Consider the following 16826-nt stretch of genomic DNA (forward strand, 5'->3'; position numbering starts at 1 on the left):
AAGGCTATAAGTTAATGTTGACTCCGAACGAGAAAACACGGGCGATACTCGTATAATTGTTGACGATTCCGTCAAAGGTCTGTACCGGGTTCAGCCCTTTGCGTTTGCTGAACAGGGCGACATTCTCTATGGCAGCATGCAAACGGATGCCACCGAGTGTCAATCGTTTGCTCCATGTGGCGGGCAGGCGATAGGAGAGGGTGATGTTCTTGATGCTTAGATAGTCGCCGCTTACAATATAGCGTGTAGATGCTTTCTGGCTGTTGTATCCATTGATCGTTGCATCCAGATTCACTTGCGGAATACCCGATGGATCGAGACGGTTGGGCGATGTGGGCGTCATGCCTTCGGGGATTGCTGTCCATGCATTCAGTAAATCGGGAGTCAATGAATGTACGCCTACCGATGTCAGAGTCTGATAAGGCTGGTCGAAGACTTTGGAACCGCAACTGAAAATCATCAGGGCGGACAAAGTCAGGTCTTTCCAGCGGAGAGAGGTGTTGATCGAGCCGTTTATCTTCGGTAACGAACTGCCCGACCAGTCTTTGCGTGCATATCTCGGGTCGCCTGTATAATATTGTCCGTTGATGTCCACCCAACTGTCTGTCGGAATCGGATTTTTGCCCTCGGTGTTCTCTTCTCCGTTTACGGGTGTTTTTCCATCCTCTCCGGCAATGTAATAAGCGTTGAAATCCGGTAGATATACACTGCGACCTGTCATCTGGTCTACGCCAGCATACTGGTACAGCCAGAATTCATAAATACTGTGTCCCTCTTTGAACTTCTGGAAATCTCCGTTCGTAATTCCCTCTTCCCGATCTTTATCCGGTAGTTTTCCGATCTTGTTTTTCACTTTGGAAAGGTTCAGACCTACATTCCATTCCCATTCCCGGTTGCGGATGATATCCCCGTCGGCAGAGAATTCCCATCCTTTATTGGAAACGTCTCCAATGTTTCGCCAGACGGTGGAAAGACCAGTCGATGAGTCAGTGGCACCGGCAGATAGCGGTTGGATAAACTTGAACAGCAAGTCGTCCGAATGCTTGTTATAGTATTCGAAACTTAGGTTCACACGGTTGAAAAGACGAGTTTCCAGACCGATATTCAGCGAAGAATTCGTTTCCCATTTCAGTTCTGGGTTTTCGTTCTGCACTTTGTAGTAAGCGGCTTCCCCACCGTTGACGGCAGAGCCGTAGAGAGACATCCACTGGTACAGGCCGTTGCTGCTTCCAAAGTTATCGTTTCCCACTTGCCCGTAAGAAACCCTTAACTTGAGACGGTTCAGCCACGACACGTTTTTCAGGAACGCTTCGTTGGAAAGCATCCAGCCGACACCTATGCTCCAGAAGTTACCCCAGCGATGATCTGTATGAAAGATGGAGGAACCGTCGCGCCGGAAAGAAGCCTCGGCAAAATAAGTTTCGTTGTAGTCATACCGGGCCCGTGTGAAGTAACCCTCTGTACGATAGGTGTCCTTATACCCCTCACTGTAAGTTGTGGTGGTGAAATTCGAAAGTTCGTCTATTCCGGGGAAACTCTCATTCTTTTTCTGTATGGCGTCGAAATTAAGCTTGTAATCATAGTTCTCGTGCCCCACCATCCATTCTACGAAATGCCTGCCAAACTGGTGTTTCCATGCCAGTAGCTGTTGCAGGGTATATTCCTTATATTCCTGATCGATCTTGCTGATAAAACCAGTGTCCTTGTAAGCGCCTATTTCCGCATTTCCGTATTGGCTATCCTCGATATTGCGCAGGCTGATATTGCCTTTCAATGAGAATGTAAAATCGCGTAGGAAAGAAACGTCCACATAGGCATTTCCTTGCAAGGTATTGGCAGCGTTCCACAGCTTGTTCTTTTCGCTTTCCCACAACAGATGGCGTCCATTGCTGGCGGCATCCGATTCCGAACGGCTTTCCGAACCGTCATCATATTGTTTTCCTCCTTCTTCGTTCAGGATATAATCTCCTTTGGAATGAAGCAATGAGCCGTCGCTTGCAAATACATCTTCTGTATAATGAAGGTGCACCGGATAGATCGGTGCTATTCTCCGTGCAAAGTAAAATGCATTCGACAAGTTATTGGATTGCGCACTTCCGGCGGCTCCTATATCCCAGTTCGTTTTCTGGTGCGTGCCTCCGAGCGACAAGCCCGTCTTGAGCCATGGGCGTGGGGTGAAGTCAGCGTTGAGTGAGCCGCTAAGACGATTGAAATCACTCTTCCTGGTATATCCGTCTTCATTAAGATAACCTAGCGAGAAACGGATCCGGTTCTTTTCATTGCCGGATTCTCCGCTTAGGTTGTATTCCTGGCGGTGACCGTTACGTGTGTAGGGAGAATACCAGTCGAGATCGTCCTTATATCCGTCCAGTATCCGGGCGTCGGATACCAGATGACCGTTTGCGTCGAAAAGAGCATTATCGGCTTTGTTATAGATGTTGATTCCTACTTTGCTGATAATGTCATTGTTGGTGGCGATGGTCGCTTCTTCGGGGCTACTGCCGTTGTTGATAAGCTGGTTGCGATAGCCCTGCCACATCGTTTCCATGAATTGATTGGCATTCATACGCTCGTAATCACCCTGTCCACGCGCGCTGAAACCGTGGCGAATGTCCAGTTGAAGGGAAACTCCCTGTTTCTTCGCCTTTTTGGTAGTAATTAAAATCACGCCATTCGAAGCCCGGCTACCATATAATGCGCATGAAGCAGCATCTTTCAGTACGCTGACACTTTCTATGTCTGCCGGATTAAGATCGGTGATCCATCCCGTATAGGGCATACCGTCTACCACGTAAAGCGGCTTATTGCTTCCGTTCACCGAACTGTATCCCCGGATCCGGACTTCCGCTTCGATGCCAGGCTGCCCCACTCCGTCAATTATCTGTAGCCCCGGTACTGCTCCGTTGAGCACGGAGATAACAGAACTGACCGGACGCATTTCGATTTGCTTACTGTCCACTACGGAAACAGCCCCGGTAATTGATCTTTTGAGGGCAGTGCCATACGCTACCTGCACTACTACTTCATCCAGTTCGTTCACGTTCGGACGCAACCGGATTTCCATCATATTATGCCGGGCAGGCACTTCGATGGTTTGGTATCCTATGTAAGAAATAACCAGCATTTGCTGTCCGGGGAGGGTTTGTTGAAGGGTAAACTTTCCATCCAGATCTGAAATACAGCCTTGCCGACTGCCTTTCACTGTGACGGAAGCACCTGTCAATGGTTCCCGGCTTTCCTCATCAATGATGATTCCTGTTATATTTTTTGTTTGGGCAAAAGCTAGGTTAATGGATAGAAGCATGTAAATACATATCACTCCTATCTTTATTAAAGTATCTTCTGTCCGTCCTTTAATAATTGTCATAAGTTGTATATCTTGACGTATTTGTTGATTTTGCTTGCTTATTTAAACATTTACAAAACTAATATATTATAATTAGTGTTATAATACATTGCCTCCTATTTATGCAATTTTAACGGTGTAGACTGCTAATTATTAGCTGAATTGGCAAATTAGATGCTTTTTCTTGTTCCATATTTTATATTATTTGCTCTTGCGGCTCGAGAGATAGAGGCTTCTTTCTTTTTTTCATTGCATTAAGTAGAAATCTCTCCCAAAACGTATTATAGTTCGTTAAAAAAGTATACATTGCACGGATTCTGGACATTTTTGGTGGATAATTGGAACAAAATTGCAAGGTAAACCCGTTTTCTTTTGCTATTTTTGCATCGTGTACGTAAACGAAGTGCACGTAGAAAGAGAACTTATTCAATAACTATAAATAAATAAGGTATGAAAACGAACTATGAAATTCGCTATGCTGCGCATCCGGAAGATGCAAAAAGTTATGATACAACAAGAATCCGCAGAGATTTCTTAATCGAAAAGATATTTGTCCCCAATGAAGTAAATATGGTATATTCCATGTACGACCGTATGGTGGTAGGTGGTGCGCTTCCGGTAGGAGAGGTGCTGACGCTCGAAGCGATTGATCCGCTGAAGGCTCCGTTCTTCCTCACCCGTCGCGAAATGGGTATCTACAATGTTGGCGGTCCCGGTATTGTGAAAGCAGGCGACGCAGAGTTCGAACTGGACTATAAAGAAGCTCTTTATCTGGGTTCGGGCGACCGCGAAGTGACTTTCGAAAGCAAAGACGCTGCTCATCCTGCTAAATTCTACTTCAACTCACTGACTGCACATCGCAATTATCCCGACCGTAAGGTGACGAAAGCCGATGCCGTAGTAGCCGAAATGGGTTCTTTGGAAGGTTCCAATCACCGCAACATCAATAAGATGTTGGTGAATCAGGTGTTGCCTACCTGCCAGTTGCAGATGGGTATGACGGAACTCGCTCCGGGAAGTGTGTGGAACACAATGCCGGCCCACGTACACAGCCGTCGTATGGAAGCCTACTTCTATTTCGAAATTCCCGAAGATCATGCTATCTGCCACTTCATGGGTGAGGTAGGCGAGACGCGTCACGTATGGATGAAAGGCGATCAGGCCGTTCTTTCACCCGAATGGTCAATCCACTCGGCTGCTGCTACCCACAACTATACTTTTATCTGGGGAATGGGTGGCGAGAACCTTGACTACAGCGATCAGGACTTCTCGTTGATTACAGATTTGAAATAACAACTACAATAGTTTTCCTAATTTAATAACAAAAAGAATTATGAATCAGTTTTTGAATTTTTCTTTGGAAGGTAAAGTAGCTCTCGTTACAGGTGCTTCTTATGGTATCGGATTTGCTATTGCTTCTGCATTTGCAGAACAAGGCGCTAAAGTTTGTTTTAACGACATCAATCAAGAGTTGGTAGACAAAGGTATGGCTGCTTATGCTGCAAAAGGTATCAAAGCTCACGGTTACGTATGCGACGTGACAGACGAACCGGCTGTTCAGGCGATGGTTGCTACGATTGCAAAAGAAGTAGGTACAATTGATATCCTTGTAAATAACGCAGGTATTATCCGTCGTGTTCCTATGCACGAGATGGATGCTGCTGATTTCCGTCGTGTAATCGACATCGACTTGAATGCTCCGTTCATCGTTGCTAAGGCTGTTTTGCCGGCTATGATGGAAAAACGCGCAGGTAAGATCATCAACATCTGTTCTATGATGTCTGAATTGGGTCGTGAAACTGTATCTGCTTACGCTGCCGCTAAGGGTGGTTTGAAGATGCTGACTCGCAATATCTGTTCTGAATATGGTGAATACAACATCCAGTGTAATGGTATCGGCCCGGGTTACATCGCTACTCCGCAAACTGCTCCTCTTCGTGAGCCGCAGGCAGACGGAAGCCGTCACCCATTCGATTCATTCATCTGCGCTAAGACTCCTGCCGGTCGTTGGTTGGATCCGGAAGAATTGACAGGTCCTGCCGTGTTCCTTGCTTCTGAAGCTTCTAACGCTGTTAACGGTCACATTCTCTACGTAGATGGTGGTATTCTTGCTTATATCGGAAAACAACCGAAATAATATAAGATAGAAGAGATTCTGGTAAGGTGATAGAATGGCAAAGAGCATCCTCTTTTCATCTGTCACCTTATTTTTTATTATTCCCTTTGCAGGAGCTATATGGCCGATTTATTGGACATATATGCCCAACGTGTTGAACATATAGCTCCAACACGTTGGATATATATAGCTGACGCGTTGGATCTATATATCCAACATGCCGGATATAATAGCCTCTGATTTGCAAAGTATATGTTATTCATTCAATGTAGACTAATTATGAGAAAGATATTAATTCTGTTTGCTGTAGCCTTGATCGGTTTTGCTTCTTGTGCCGACAGCAAGCAGTCAATGACAGTCACAGTGACCAATCCTTTGGCTCTTGAACGGGCAGGGGAGATGGTTGAAGTGCCGATGAGCGATGTGGTCGCTAAATTGAAACTGGCGGATACGGCACAGATTGTGGTGCTTGACGTCGACGGTCAGCAAGTGCCTTATCAGGTGACGTATGATGAGAAGGTGGTCTTCCCCGTTACGGTAGGGGCAAACAGTGCGGTTACTTATACCATTCAACCGGGCACACCGGCACCTTTTGATGTCATTGCTTGCGGTAAATACTACCCCGAACGTCTGGACGACGTTGCCTGGGAGAATGATCTTGGCGGATTCCGTGCTTATGGTCCTGCTTTGCAGGCTCGTGGAGAACGTGGTTTCGGCTACGATCTTTTTACGAAGTATAACACTACGGAACCGATTTTGGAATCTCTGTATGCTGAAGAGCTCAATCCTGAAAAGCGTGCCAAGATAGCCGAACTGAAAAAGACAGACCCGAAAGCCGCTTCCGAATTGCAGAATGCCATCTCTTACCATATCGATCATGGATACGGTATGGATTGCTATGCCGTAGGACCCACATTGGGTGCCGGCGTTGCCGCTTTGATGGCAGGTGACACTATTATCTATCCTTACTGCTATCGCACACAGGAAATCCTTGATAATGGTCCGTTGCGTTTCACGGTGAAGCTGGAGTTTAATCCGCTGGTGGTCCGTGGAGATTCTAACGTGGTGGAAACACGCGTCATCTCCTTGGATGCAGGTTCTTATCTGAATAAAACAGTTGTTTCATATACCAATTTGAAAGAAGCAATGCCGGTAACTACGGGACTTGTGTTGCGTGAACCGGACGGTGCGGTTGTGGCAGATGCTGCAAATGGCTATATCACTTATGTAGATCCTACAACTGACCGTAGCGGTGCGAATGGTAAGATATTTGTCGGTGCTGCATTCCCTGCGCAGGTAAAAGAGGCGAAAGTGGTTCTTCTTTCCGAAAAGGAAAAGAAAGATCGTGGCGGAGCCGACGGTCATGTGCTCGCTATCAGCGAATATGAGCCGGGTTCTGAATATACTTATTACTGGGGATCTGCCTGGGATAAGGCTGCTATCAAGACTCCGGATGCCTGGAATAAATATATGGCTGAATATGCGCAGAAATTGCGTACTCCGTTGGCGGTGGCATATTAATTAATCCTGGGAAAGATGTAAAACATACTAATTTCCCTGATTAGGGGGCGATTATTTGGTAGAACATGGGTAGCACATAGAAAGAGATAATACTGAAAATATATGTGCATGAGTATTGTGGGAGTAAACAATATGGTAGCGAAAAAGTATATCAGATTACTCTTGCCCAATCATAAAAAGGAACAGCCGTTTTATCACAAAACGGCTGTTCTAAAATAATTAATGTAAAGCTAAATCTTCCTTAAGGGACTATACGATTTAACTTGTTGAAGCGCGCTCGCTTTATACTATCCAAAACAATGTTATTTCAAGGACTTCTGCATCGTAAAAGTGGGGAACAGAATCGGGTATCCCTGATAACTGCTGCCTTTGAAGAATCCGATGACAAAGAATAAGCCCGCATCGTCATAAGTCAGCGTGACCACTCCGTTTTTGATGGAGGGAACCAGAGCAATATCTGCGCTTAAATATAAACCTCCACCCTGATCTGCGGCAATGAGGTATCCGGACATTCCGGATGTACTTATAGGTTGGGCAAGAGGAGTGGTAACTACAAATTCGCCTTTGTCATAAACGGCGGTCAATTCCATCGTTAGACCCTCTGCAAGCATATCCATTGGAACGGTAATCAGATATTCACCCTCCGTCTTACTCTCCTCGACTGTTGTACCGGCTAATGAGAACAAACCGGAGATTCCGAAATCTTCTCCTATGACTTGTGTTTCTCCATTCCATCTACCCATGTAATCGGTAACACTGCATTGTATGACTGTGTATTCCACTTCACGATTGTTCATCTTGGCCTTGAAGGAGGCGGTGCGGCGACTGTCTGTCGTATTCTCCTGCACAGACAGCTTGAATCCGGTATCTGTCACTTCTCCTGCTATCCATTGCTTGGCACTTTCAGGAATATCTAGTTCAATAGGGAATGTTCCGGATGTCTCCACAAACACGTCACCTGCAATGTCTCTTACAAATAGCTTTGTTTCGTTTTGATTATAGATCCACACGGCACCTTGCTGTAAAACGGCTACCTTCCGGTTTGTTTGGCCATCTGACAGTATGATAGCAGCGGTACGGCTCGGATATCCTGCATTCACGTCCACTGTTACTGTCACTTTCTTATCCGTAATCTCCTTTATCCGGCACCAGTTAGCATCTACACTGGCTTTTATTTCCGCACCTTCGGATATAAACTCTATGGTTGCTTCACCCCCTTTAGCCGACAAATCGATATTGGTGGACTGGATGATCTCAAACTTCGGCGTAGGAATCAGATGGTCATTTTCTTCATCAGAGCATGCAGCCGCTATCGCTAAGCCACACAACGCCAAGCATAATGCATATATATTCTTTATTCTCATAACCTTTTATTGTTTAACCATTTTTTTTACGTAAGGGATTTGGAAAACACTTTGGTGTGTCTTAAAGTCATAAGCGATGAATGAATCTGTATTACCCCATACTCCGTTATCTTTAAAGTTAATGACACCATTATTGTCATTGATGCCAACCATTCCGGCTCCGGACAGATTGGTAAGGTTTCCGCCAGCAGCAAGCCCCCAGACACACAGATAAACATTACCGTACAGAGGTTGCGTCTGAAGAGTTATCCTGCCGTAGGCAGCATCATAAGTCATCAGAATGTCGGTGGGAAATCCTTTCATGATATAGAGTGTGTTGAAAGGATCGTTTTCTACGCGACTAAGAGTAACTTTTTTCGTACTGTTGTAATAAAACATGTACGTTCCCAGGTATTCATCGTATGGCTTATATCCTTCCGGAATGAAGGCTTCCATGGCTATATCTCCATTAACGTAGGCCTTTCTTTCTTTATCCCAAGTCAGTGACTGCATCTGCGCATTACCCAAATCTATCGGTTCGTAGAACTTGATTCCATCTGTGGTGTAGACAAACGGAAGATCTTCTTGTGTACCGTCTTCGTGGGTTAGCACAAATTTGTGGTACAGTTGTTCCACGTCATATTTCTTTTCAGTTCCTACTTTTACATCATACAGGGCAGGGGACGCCTCTTTGGAAACTGCCTTGACTTCGTCCAAATACTCTTTCCATGTTTTGTTTTCGGGCAGTGGAGTCATCAGCATCGTTGTACCGGTCTTTTTACCTTTGAGCATCACTTTCTCCGGAGTACACTCCAATATGAGGAATTCATAATCGCCCTCCATTCCTTTACCCGAACTACCGATACCCAAGTTATTGAGAGGCTCGGAGAACAGGTGGAATATCTCATTGTAGCTATCGAAAGTCAATGTCGGACCTGTACTCTGCTTTACGTCATACAGGCTGGTCACTTTCTTGTCGCTGGCAAAGAGGTCGCATGACACCGTTGCGTTCTTCTTATCGTCGAAAGAAGTCAGAATGGTGTATCCTCCATACATTTTTGTGGGAGAGGGGTAATATTCAATCACCCATCCGTTTTTGGCACTTTGCAATATGTTTAAGTCTTCTTTGATGGCTTTATTGATGCGCTCGGATGCTGTCTCGTTAAACAACTCATCCACTTCGGGAGAGCATGCCGCAAAAACAAATACGGCCAGCAGAAGGCTGATGTTATATAAATGTTTCATATAGTTCATACTTTTAATCGTTTAGGTTTACCAAATCCAAGTTTGTAATTTCCGAAGAACGTCTTTGAACGATGTCTCGCAGGCTATCCAAATCGATGTTCCACGTTTCTGCCATATAGGTACGTGCCAGTTCAAGCTTTTGCTCAATGTAGGGGGCTCCATCACCGGCAATCTCAATCTGCTCATTCCACCAAGCCTCATCGTGAGTGACAAAGTTGGATATCGTTTCGGCAAAGTCTTCATGCACTTCGTTGCTGGCATAAGCTGTGATGAATCCTCTTCTCAAAGCTTCTTCATCTGTGTAGTTCACCCAGCTTCCCCCCGTATATTTACCGGTGGATATTTCATAAAACTCCTGTGGAAACTCTATTGTCTGGTGCAATATATGCGCAAATTCATGGTGCATGGTTTTGAAATACCAGAAGTTAAGCACTTCTATGTCCGGGTTGTCCGGATCAAGAGCATTTACGTTGTACAGCGTGACTTTCAATCCGCCCTCTGCCGTACCCAGCACAATTTGCCCTTCTTCATAAGCCGGAGAACCGATTAAGTGAATCATCTTCGGACCGTATGTGCAGATAAATTCCCGATCGTTGTTCATCACTTCGATGTAAGCGTCGATCCATAGGAACTTCACCAACTTGGCTATGGCTACGGATTTGCGAAATTCAGCCGGCACCAAATTATATTTTTGGTCGGATTCATGGTCTTCCAGCCGGTATTTGAAGTCTACGTTATAGGGATATACGTAGTTGTTCAGTAGCCAGTTGTCAAATTCTGCTCTTTGGATGGCAGTACCTTCAAAGATACTCCGATCGTCCAGATCGTCTTCACTGCAAGCACTTAGCCCGCAAATGGCAAACAGGATGATAGTTATATATTTAAAATAGTTCATACGTATTCTCTTTTTTAATTGTTTCTAGGATTAGGTTGCATTCCCGCATTGATAACGTCTTGAGGCAATTGGATGGCACGCCGTGGGTCGTCTTTCTTCAATACGGTAGACGAGCTTGTGGCGTGGTTGTGAGAAAATTCAATGCCATAACGTTTCAGGTCATACCAGCGTATTCCCTCTTGGATTCCACCCAGGCGGCGTAACTGGAGAATCAGTTGTATCAGGTTCTCTTCCGTTCCGGCTGCCACGGTGAATCCTTCAGGGTTCAGTTTCTTCTTTACGCTCCGTTGATCACGTGAATCAATTTTTGCAGGAGCATACGGAAGGGCGTCGTAATATTCATTTAAGGCAGATAGTGTCAGGTCGGTTCCCGTATCTTGACTCATATCGCTGTTGTATACTATCCACTGATTGATGTCGGCCAATGCTTGTGCATAGTTATGCTTTCCCACTGCATAGGCTTCCGCGCGACAAAGGAGTATTTCGTCACCGCTAAACGTCACATTTACTGCGTGGTTGAATCCGATGCCGTTTGCTTTGTCCGTATATTCAAAATACGTTATCAGCTTTGGGAATGGATTCTTTTGCTGGTTGGCGCCAATGAAGTACAGCAATCCTGAACCGCCTCTCCAGCTCCAGGGACCTTGGGTGCCGATCGTCTCCGTATTGTATATCTCTATCCCGTGGGCATAGCGCTCGTATATGCTATATGGTCCGGCTATGTAGGCCCATTCCGAATAAACCGGGGATATCAACAAGTTGGCAGCTACTTTTTCCGAAATATATTTGGATGCGATATCTTCTACTTGGCTCAACTCTCCGAAGTCTTCCGTCCAGTGCCGGAGAGAGGTGACGGGATTGCTTCCCAAGACGGCGTCGGCGTGTTCTATCACTTTGTTCCATTTCTGGTAAAAGAGGTAGAACCGTGCGGCGAATGCATTGGCTGCTTTTTTGTTGAAATGGTATTTGGGAACACTATAGATGGCATCTCTGATTAAGGGTAATCCTTTTGTGATATCTTGTTCTATTTGTTCATATGTCTGTGCCAGTGTACCTCGTTCATACTGAACGAATACCTCCTTTTCGGGTGTTGTGCAGTAAGGTATCCCCAGCTCCTTGTCTGCTGTCTGCGGATTATAGGGCATGCAGAAAATATTTGCCAGTACGAAATGCGCATACGCCCTGCACACTAGCGCTTCCCCTTTCTGGGCGGACAAGTTATCGGGGTCTCCCAATTCTTCAATGCTTTTCAATGCTTGGTTGGCCGAAGCAATGGCCTTGTAGCATGATTCCCACAGATCGTAAGGGCAATCGCTGGATTCCCTGTCTGTGGGGTCTTCCCATAAGTAGGTCTCTTCCTGTAATTTCATGTCATCAAACCGGGCACCGTTGTCCATCACATTGTCAGAGGACATTTCTGCTATAAAAAACGGTGACCTGTCCGGATAGGCGGATACCAATAAGGTGGTGATCTTGTCACCTTTGTCAATTTCCGTGCGGCTGTCGGGAACCGTGTCAAGAAAATCGCTGCATGACGACACGAATACCGATATTGAAGCAACCAGCAGGATATAAAGTATATTCTTTTTCATAATGTATTGTCTCCTGTTAAATTCCTAATCTTAAAGTCAAAGTAAATTGTTTAGCCATAGGTACAGCCACCCCACCTGTATTGAAGAACTCCGGATCTTGTCCGTTGAGTTTGTCGTCCGAGTAAATCAGGAATAGGTTAGTACCCTGAAGTTTTACTGAAGCCGTAGACAGCCCTACCCGATTTGCCCATGACTTGGGGAAATCATACGATAATGAAATTTCTTTCATACGAATGAAGTCTCCCTTTGCTATCCGTTCGGTAGAATAGTTGTATGCGTTGTAAGCGCGGCTTAGTCGGGTGTCTTGCGTGTTCATTCGTTTATCAGCAATGGAGGGAATGTTGGTGGTTTTTTCATCTCCGGAAGTCATCCACCGGTTCTTGAATTCCTTGGGTGTAGCATCCAAATCTGAATATTTATTGTGGAAAGCCGGGTCTAGGCGTATCACATTGCCGAAAGAATATGTGATGAACACATTTAGCTTGATCCCTTTGTAGGAGAACACGTTGCCGAAGCTACCGGTGATGGTGGGATCGGTTGAGCCTTCGTATATCAAATGGGCTTTGTGGTCACGGTCCTGAAAGTTAATGTCGCTTGTCGTCAGTTTACCGGATTCATTGATGAACGTTGGTACACCCTCTTCGTTTAGTCCTTGGAAATCCATTGAGAAAAGGCTGCGCACCGGATAACCCTCTAAAGCAAATCCGCTGCCGCTGATCATCTCCATAACGGTAGAATTGGATTTGAGATCGGTGACTTTATTTTTTGCTTTGGAGAAGATGAAATCCGTATTCCATTTGAAATCCTTTGTCACTATGTTTTGTGTCGACAAGGTAAATTCCACTCCATGTGACCGCATACTGGCCATATTGGCATACTTAGAAATCTGCCCTCCAACGCCGACTGTATTTACGACACCTATCAGGTCATAGTTATTGCGACGGTACCAGTCGAAGGCTACATTGATGCGATTGTTGATGAAACCTATATCTGCACCTATGTTCAATTCATGCTTTTTTTCATAAGTCAGTCCGTTGTTTTCCAACTCTTTAATTTGCAGTCCGGACTCTTGGACATTTGCGGTGGGTCGCCACGGATTATAGCTATTGATAATTGCCAGTGAATTACTCACATTAGCCGGTCCTCTGTCTGCCGTCAGGGAGTAGGAGGCTTTCAGTGTGAAATTAGAGAGTGTGGGGCGCAGACTTTCAAACCATTTTTCTTCGTGCATGTTCCATGCACCGGATATGTTCCATGTAGGAAGCCAGCGCGCAGCGCGGCTTTTCCCCAGTTTGTTGGATCCTTCATAACGAAGTGTGCCGTTAATGGTATATTTGCCTTGGTATGAGTAGGTAGCTGTTCCGAAGAAAGCCACTTCCCGCGAACGGGTTTCATCCACAGTATAATAGTTAGAATTTTCCTCGTTCGCTTGTTTGAAATAGAGATAGTCATAGGCCGGCAATAGTCCCATGCCATATTGCATACCTACTCCGTTGAACCAAGTTTTGTTGCGGTTGGTGGAGTTTACTTCCATACCTGCAAAGACGTTCAGGATGTGATTTTCGTTGAATACGTCGTTGTAGCTTACAGTGCCACGGAAGTCAAAGCTGTTCATGGCATATTTTGTTTCGCGATAGAACCCGCCGACGGGCATCACACTTTCTGGAAGTGTGTTCACCTTGTCAGGGTCGGTATATAGCCACGGATTGGCTTTCTGCATCGTGGCATCATCCATAGCGCGGTATGCCCATGCCTGATTGGAGTAATCTTTCACATAATGGTCTTGAGTCGTAGTAGAATATTTGTAAGCACCCAGGGCAGACAGTTCTACTTTATGAATAGGTTTCCATTTCAGTTCTGCCTGAAACTTCATATCTACTACATGAAGATCCATATAGTTATTTTCCAATTCATTAAAGATATTGAACGGGGCATAATTGCGTACATAATACTCATTTGGATCCATTGTGCGTGAAGTATTCAGCGCAAACGAATAGGGATTGATGTCGAAGTCGCGTTTCACTTCTCCGTTTACGGGGTCCGACTGCGAACCTAAAGCTCCCGGTGCTTCCTGTTTACGGTAAGAAGCATTGCCAATCAGATTCAATGATACTTGTTTTGAAACATTGTAGAGTGCATTGATATTGGCGGTATAGCGTGAAACTTTGCTTTTCTTTGACCATCCCGGATCTATCATGGCACTAAGTGAGGTGTAATAGGATGCTTTTTCCGTACCGGTGGACATACTGACGGCATGGTTCTGGGATATATTGTTACTGAACAACAGGTCAAACCAATCCGTATTGTTATATTCCGCTTGTTCGAGGAAGGCAATGCGTGCTTCCGGTGTATTTTCCAATCCGTAAGTCCCGTTTGTAGCATTATACTGGTTGATGAGATGATACATTTTGCCATATACTCCACTGTTAGAAGCACGGTACGAATCAGAGAAGTTCAAGTAGCCGGCTGCTTCCAAGTCCCTGTAAACACTCATTTGCTCTTGAGAATCCATGATGTTGAAGTTCCGGTACTGCGGCTTCAGGCGCATCGTAAATTCACCGGTGTAATTGATTTTGTTGGTCCCGGCTTTTCCTTTTTTGGTGGTGACTACGATGACGCCCGCCATGGCTCGTGCACCGTAAATAGAAGTAGCCGATCCGTCTTTCAATATCTGAAAACTCTCGATGTCGTCGGCATTCAAACCTGCAATGGCCGAACTGATCAATGTTTCCGCATTACCGGAGGATAAATCATCAGCTCCTACTTCCGTCACATCTTCCATGATAACCCCGTCTACTACCCACAGAGGCTTTGAGCTACCATAAATGGAGGTGGCACCACGAACACGAATCTTCGGTGCTGTACCGAATGTTCCTGATACATTTTGGACAGATACACCGGCTGCCCGTCCTTCTAAGGCACGGCTGACATCTGCGAGACCATCTAGCTTGGCATTTTCGGCCGAGATCTTTGTGGCCGCTCCCGTAAACAATCGCTTATCCATTTTCTGCATACCGGTGACGACAACTTCTTGCAGTATTTCCGCATCAGGCTTCATTACTACTTTCATTGTCCCTGGCTTAATGGAAACTTCCTCCGTTTTCATGCCGATGTAGCTGATTTTCAAAGTCCTTGCAGAACTTAATACTATTTTATATATTGGGGAATAATAGTCAATACTATTTCCTAAGTGTCAAACTATCAAAATGATATTTACATCCCTTTTATTTGTAAGTATGCTTCAAACGTATGTATCCTGACCTTTTTTTCTATATCGAATATTTATAGAAAAATGAATGTTGCCCATAATTGTATTTCTGTCGCATAATGATAGGGATGTTCCTCTTTTACTACCATTTCAGTATCTTCTAGTTTTTATCGCTTATTTTTATATTTTGGGAAACGTATTCAATACCTAAAGTCGGTATTTTTCATCCTTATTTATTATTTTACTAGTCTTCCAAATCTTAATTCCATTAAAAATACCAATACTTATTTTCTATATAATTAAACTTCTATTTAGTGGCAATTTTTTTCTCAATTTCCGCAAAGAAAACGTTTGGTTTTATTAATAATAGCAATATGTTGTTTGAAATTGATTATAAACTTTCTTTGGGATATAGCATATATAAATTGGCTTTCAAATTATCTTGCAAGTAAATTGGTGATTTTTTATTGTTTTTGTTTTGTTTTTAATAAAATGTGCTTATTTTTGCAAAAAGCATACAAGCGAATAAACAACTATTATATTAACCAAATATTTAGGGAGCGTATGAAAAAAAGATTTGTGTTGTTATTGGCCTGCTTATTGGCAGGAGTCAGTCTAGCGATTGCCCAAACACCTAAAACAATCACAGGCTTTGTCATTTCGGAAGAGGACAACCAGCCTGTTGTAGGGGCATCCGTACTAGTAAAAGGTACGTCTATAGGGACTACCACTAACATGGATGGAAAGTTTACTATTAGCAATGTACCAAGTTCTGCAAGAACTATGTAAATCAGCTACATCGGTATGAGAACACAAAAAGTTTCCATCAAATAGAAAATGTTGAAAGATTTTATGAAGCTGAATGTTTGGGAAAATTAACTTGTAGTTGCAAGTATGGCAAGAGTGGATAAATGTTTTTTATCAGTGCAGCCGACTGTTTGGCGGCAGCAAGTGGTAAAACTAGAGGGTCTACCCAATATAGTTATGGATTGAAAGGAGGATCTCTCGGAGTATCTATTTAAAATCTACCTGGTACTTTGGGTATAGGTTGTGAGCTAGATAAGAATTAGCGCAGAAAAAGATTCAATACGACCAATTGTATATTAAATCGCCCTATTTTTCAAAATATGTAACCTTCCGCAATTGGGGCGGGGAAAATCGCAAAATTTGCCATCAAGGGATTCGATAAATGTTATAATAGCAGTTTATCGTTCATTTTTTTATGTTGTCTGATATGTTTCTTTAAATGGAATGCCTTGTATTTCACCGGAAAATGATTACGAAAGGTTCTTCATTTATATATATCAACGATTTATTACGGGAAAATCTGATAAATGGAACATTTCCTTGTTGGGATATAATAAAAGTTTATGAAGGGAAGATTTGGTAAACACAGTTTAGGGTAAGCTTTTAATTCAGTTTCGCTCTAATTTTTCACAGAATCATAAAGTTCTTGAGATTACGGCGAATGAGAAAATAGATCTCAAAATCTAATCATGCAGATTAAATACATATTTCTTTGATAAAAAGAAACTTTTGCTTAATTTTATCTTTCTGAAA

Annotated in this window: 10 protein-coding genes; 4 read left to right on the top strand and 6 right to left on the bottom strand. The window is 44.0% G+C overall.

The window, feature by feature from the left end:
* Positions 1–4: 4 nt before the first annotated feature.
* On the bottom strand, positions 5–3367 hold the full coding sequence (locus tag DXB58_RS04965; protein ID WP_122136090.1) for a TonB-dependent receptor: 3363 nt from the start codon (positions 3365–3367) through the stop codon (positions 5–7).
* Positions 3368–3796: 429 nt separating this feature from the next.
* On the opposite strand from DXB58_RS04965, the gene kduI reads away from it, so the two are divergent.
* The 3 genes from kduI (at position 3797) to DXB58_RS04985 (ending at position 6983) form a co-directional block, all read left to right on the top strand.
* On the top strand, positions 3797–4639 hold the full coding sequence (gene kduI / locus DXB58_RS04975; RefSeq protein ID WP_117933419.1) for a 5-dehydro-4-deoxy-D-glucuronate isomerase: 843 nt from the start codon (positions 3797–3799) through the stop codon (positions 4637–4639).
* A 40-nt stretch (positions 4640–4679) separates the two neighbouring features.
* On the top strand, positions 4680–5483 hold the full coding sequence (locus DXB58_RS04980) for a gluconate 5-dehydrogenase (protein WP_004296873.1): 804 nt from the start codon (positions 4680–4682) through the stop codon (positions 5481–5483).
* Between the two features lie 258 nt (positions 5484–5741).
* Positions 5742–6983, top strand: a complete 1242-nt coding sequence (locus tag DXB58_RS04985; RefSeq protein WP_122136091.1) for a DUF4861 domain-containing protein — start codon at positions 5742–5744, stop codon at positions 6981–6983.
* Positions 6984–7285: 302 nt separating this feature from the next.
* On the opposite strand, the gene DXB58_RS04990 is transcribed toward DXB58_RS04985, so the two are convergent.
* The 5 genes from DXB58_RS04990 to DXB58_RS05010 are packed head-to-tail and all read right to left on the bottom strand — an operon-like array spanning position 7286 to position 15218.
* Positions 7286–8347 (bottom strand): BACON domain-containing protein, encoded by a 1062-nt coding sequence (locus tag DXB58_RS04990; RefSeq protein ID WP_122136092.1) that lies wholly within the window; start codon positions 8345–8347, stop codon positions 7286–7288.
* 6 nt (positions 8348–8353) lie between these two features.
* Positions 8354–9571, bottom strand: a complete 1218-nt coding sequence (locus DXB58_RS04995) for a DUF4302 domain-containing protein (protein WP_158571549.1) — start codon at positions 9569–9571, stop codon at positions 8354–8356.
* Positions 9572–9584: 13 nt separating this feature from the next.
* A complete protein-coding gene (locus DXB58_RS05000) occupies positions 9585–10466 on the bottom strand; it encodes a putative zinc-binding metallopeptidase (RefSeq protein WP_122136094.1) in 882 nt (293 codons plus the stop codon).
* Between the two features lie 14 nt (positions 10467–10480).
* Positions 10481–12058 (bottom strand): RagB/SusD family nutrient uptake outer membrane protein, encoded by a 1578-nt coding sequence (locus DXB58_RS05005; protein ID WP_122136095.1) that lies wholly within the window; start codon positions 12056–12058, stop codon positions 10481–10483.
* Positions 12059–12074: 16 nt separating this feature from the next.
* Positions 12075–15218: a SusC/RagA family TonB-linked outer membrane protein gene (locus tag DXB58_RS05010; RefSeq protein WP_255421134.1), complete on the bottom strand. Its 3144-nt coding sequence runs from the start codon at positions 15216–15218 to the stop codon at positions 12075–12077.
* 612 nt (positions 15219–15830) lie between these two features.
* Here DXB58_RS05010 and DXB58_RS05015 point away from each other — a divergent pair.
* Positions 15831–16055: a carboxypeptidase-like regulatory domain-containing protein gene (locus DXB58_RS05015; protein ID WP_122136123.1), complete on the top strand. Its 225-nt coding sequence runs from the start codon at positions 15831–15833 to the stop codon at positions 16053–16055.
* Positions 16056–16826: the final 771 nt, after the last annotated feature.

Source organism: Bacteroides sp. OM05-10AA (assembly GCF_003439055.1).
In the GTDB taxonomy this organism is placed as follows: Bacteria; Bacteroidota; Bacteroidia; order Bacteroidales; family Bacteroidaceae; genus Bacteroides; species Bacteroides intestinigallinarum.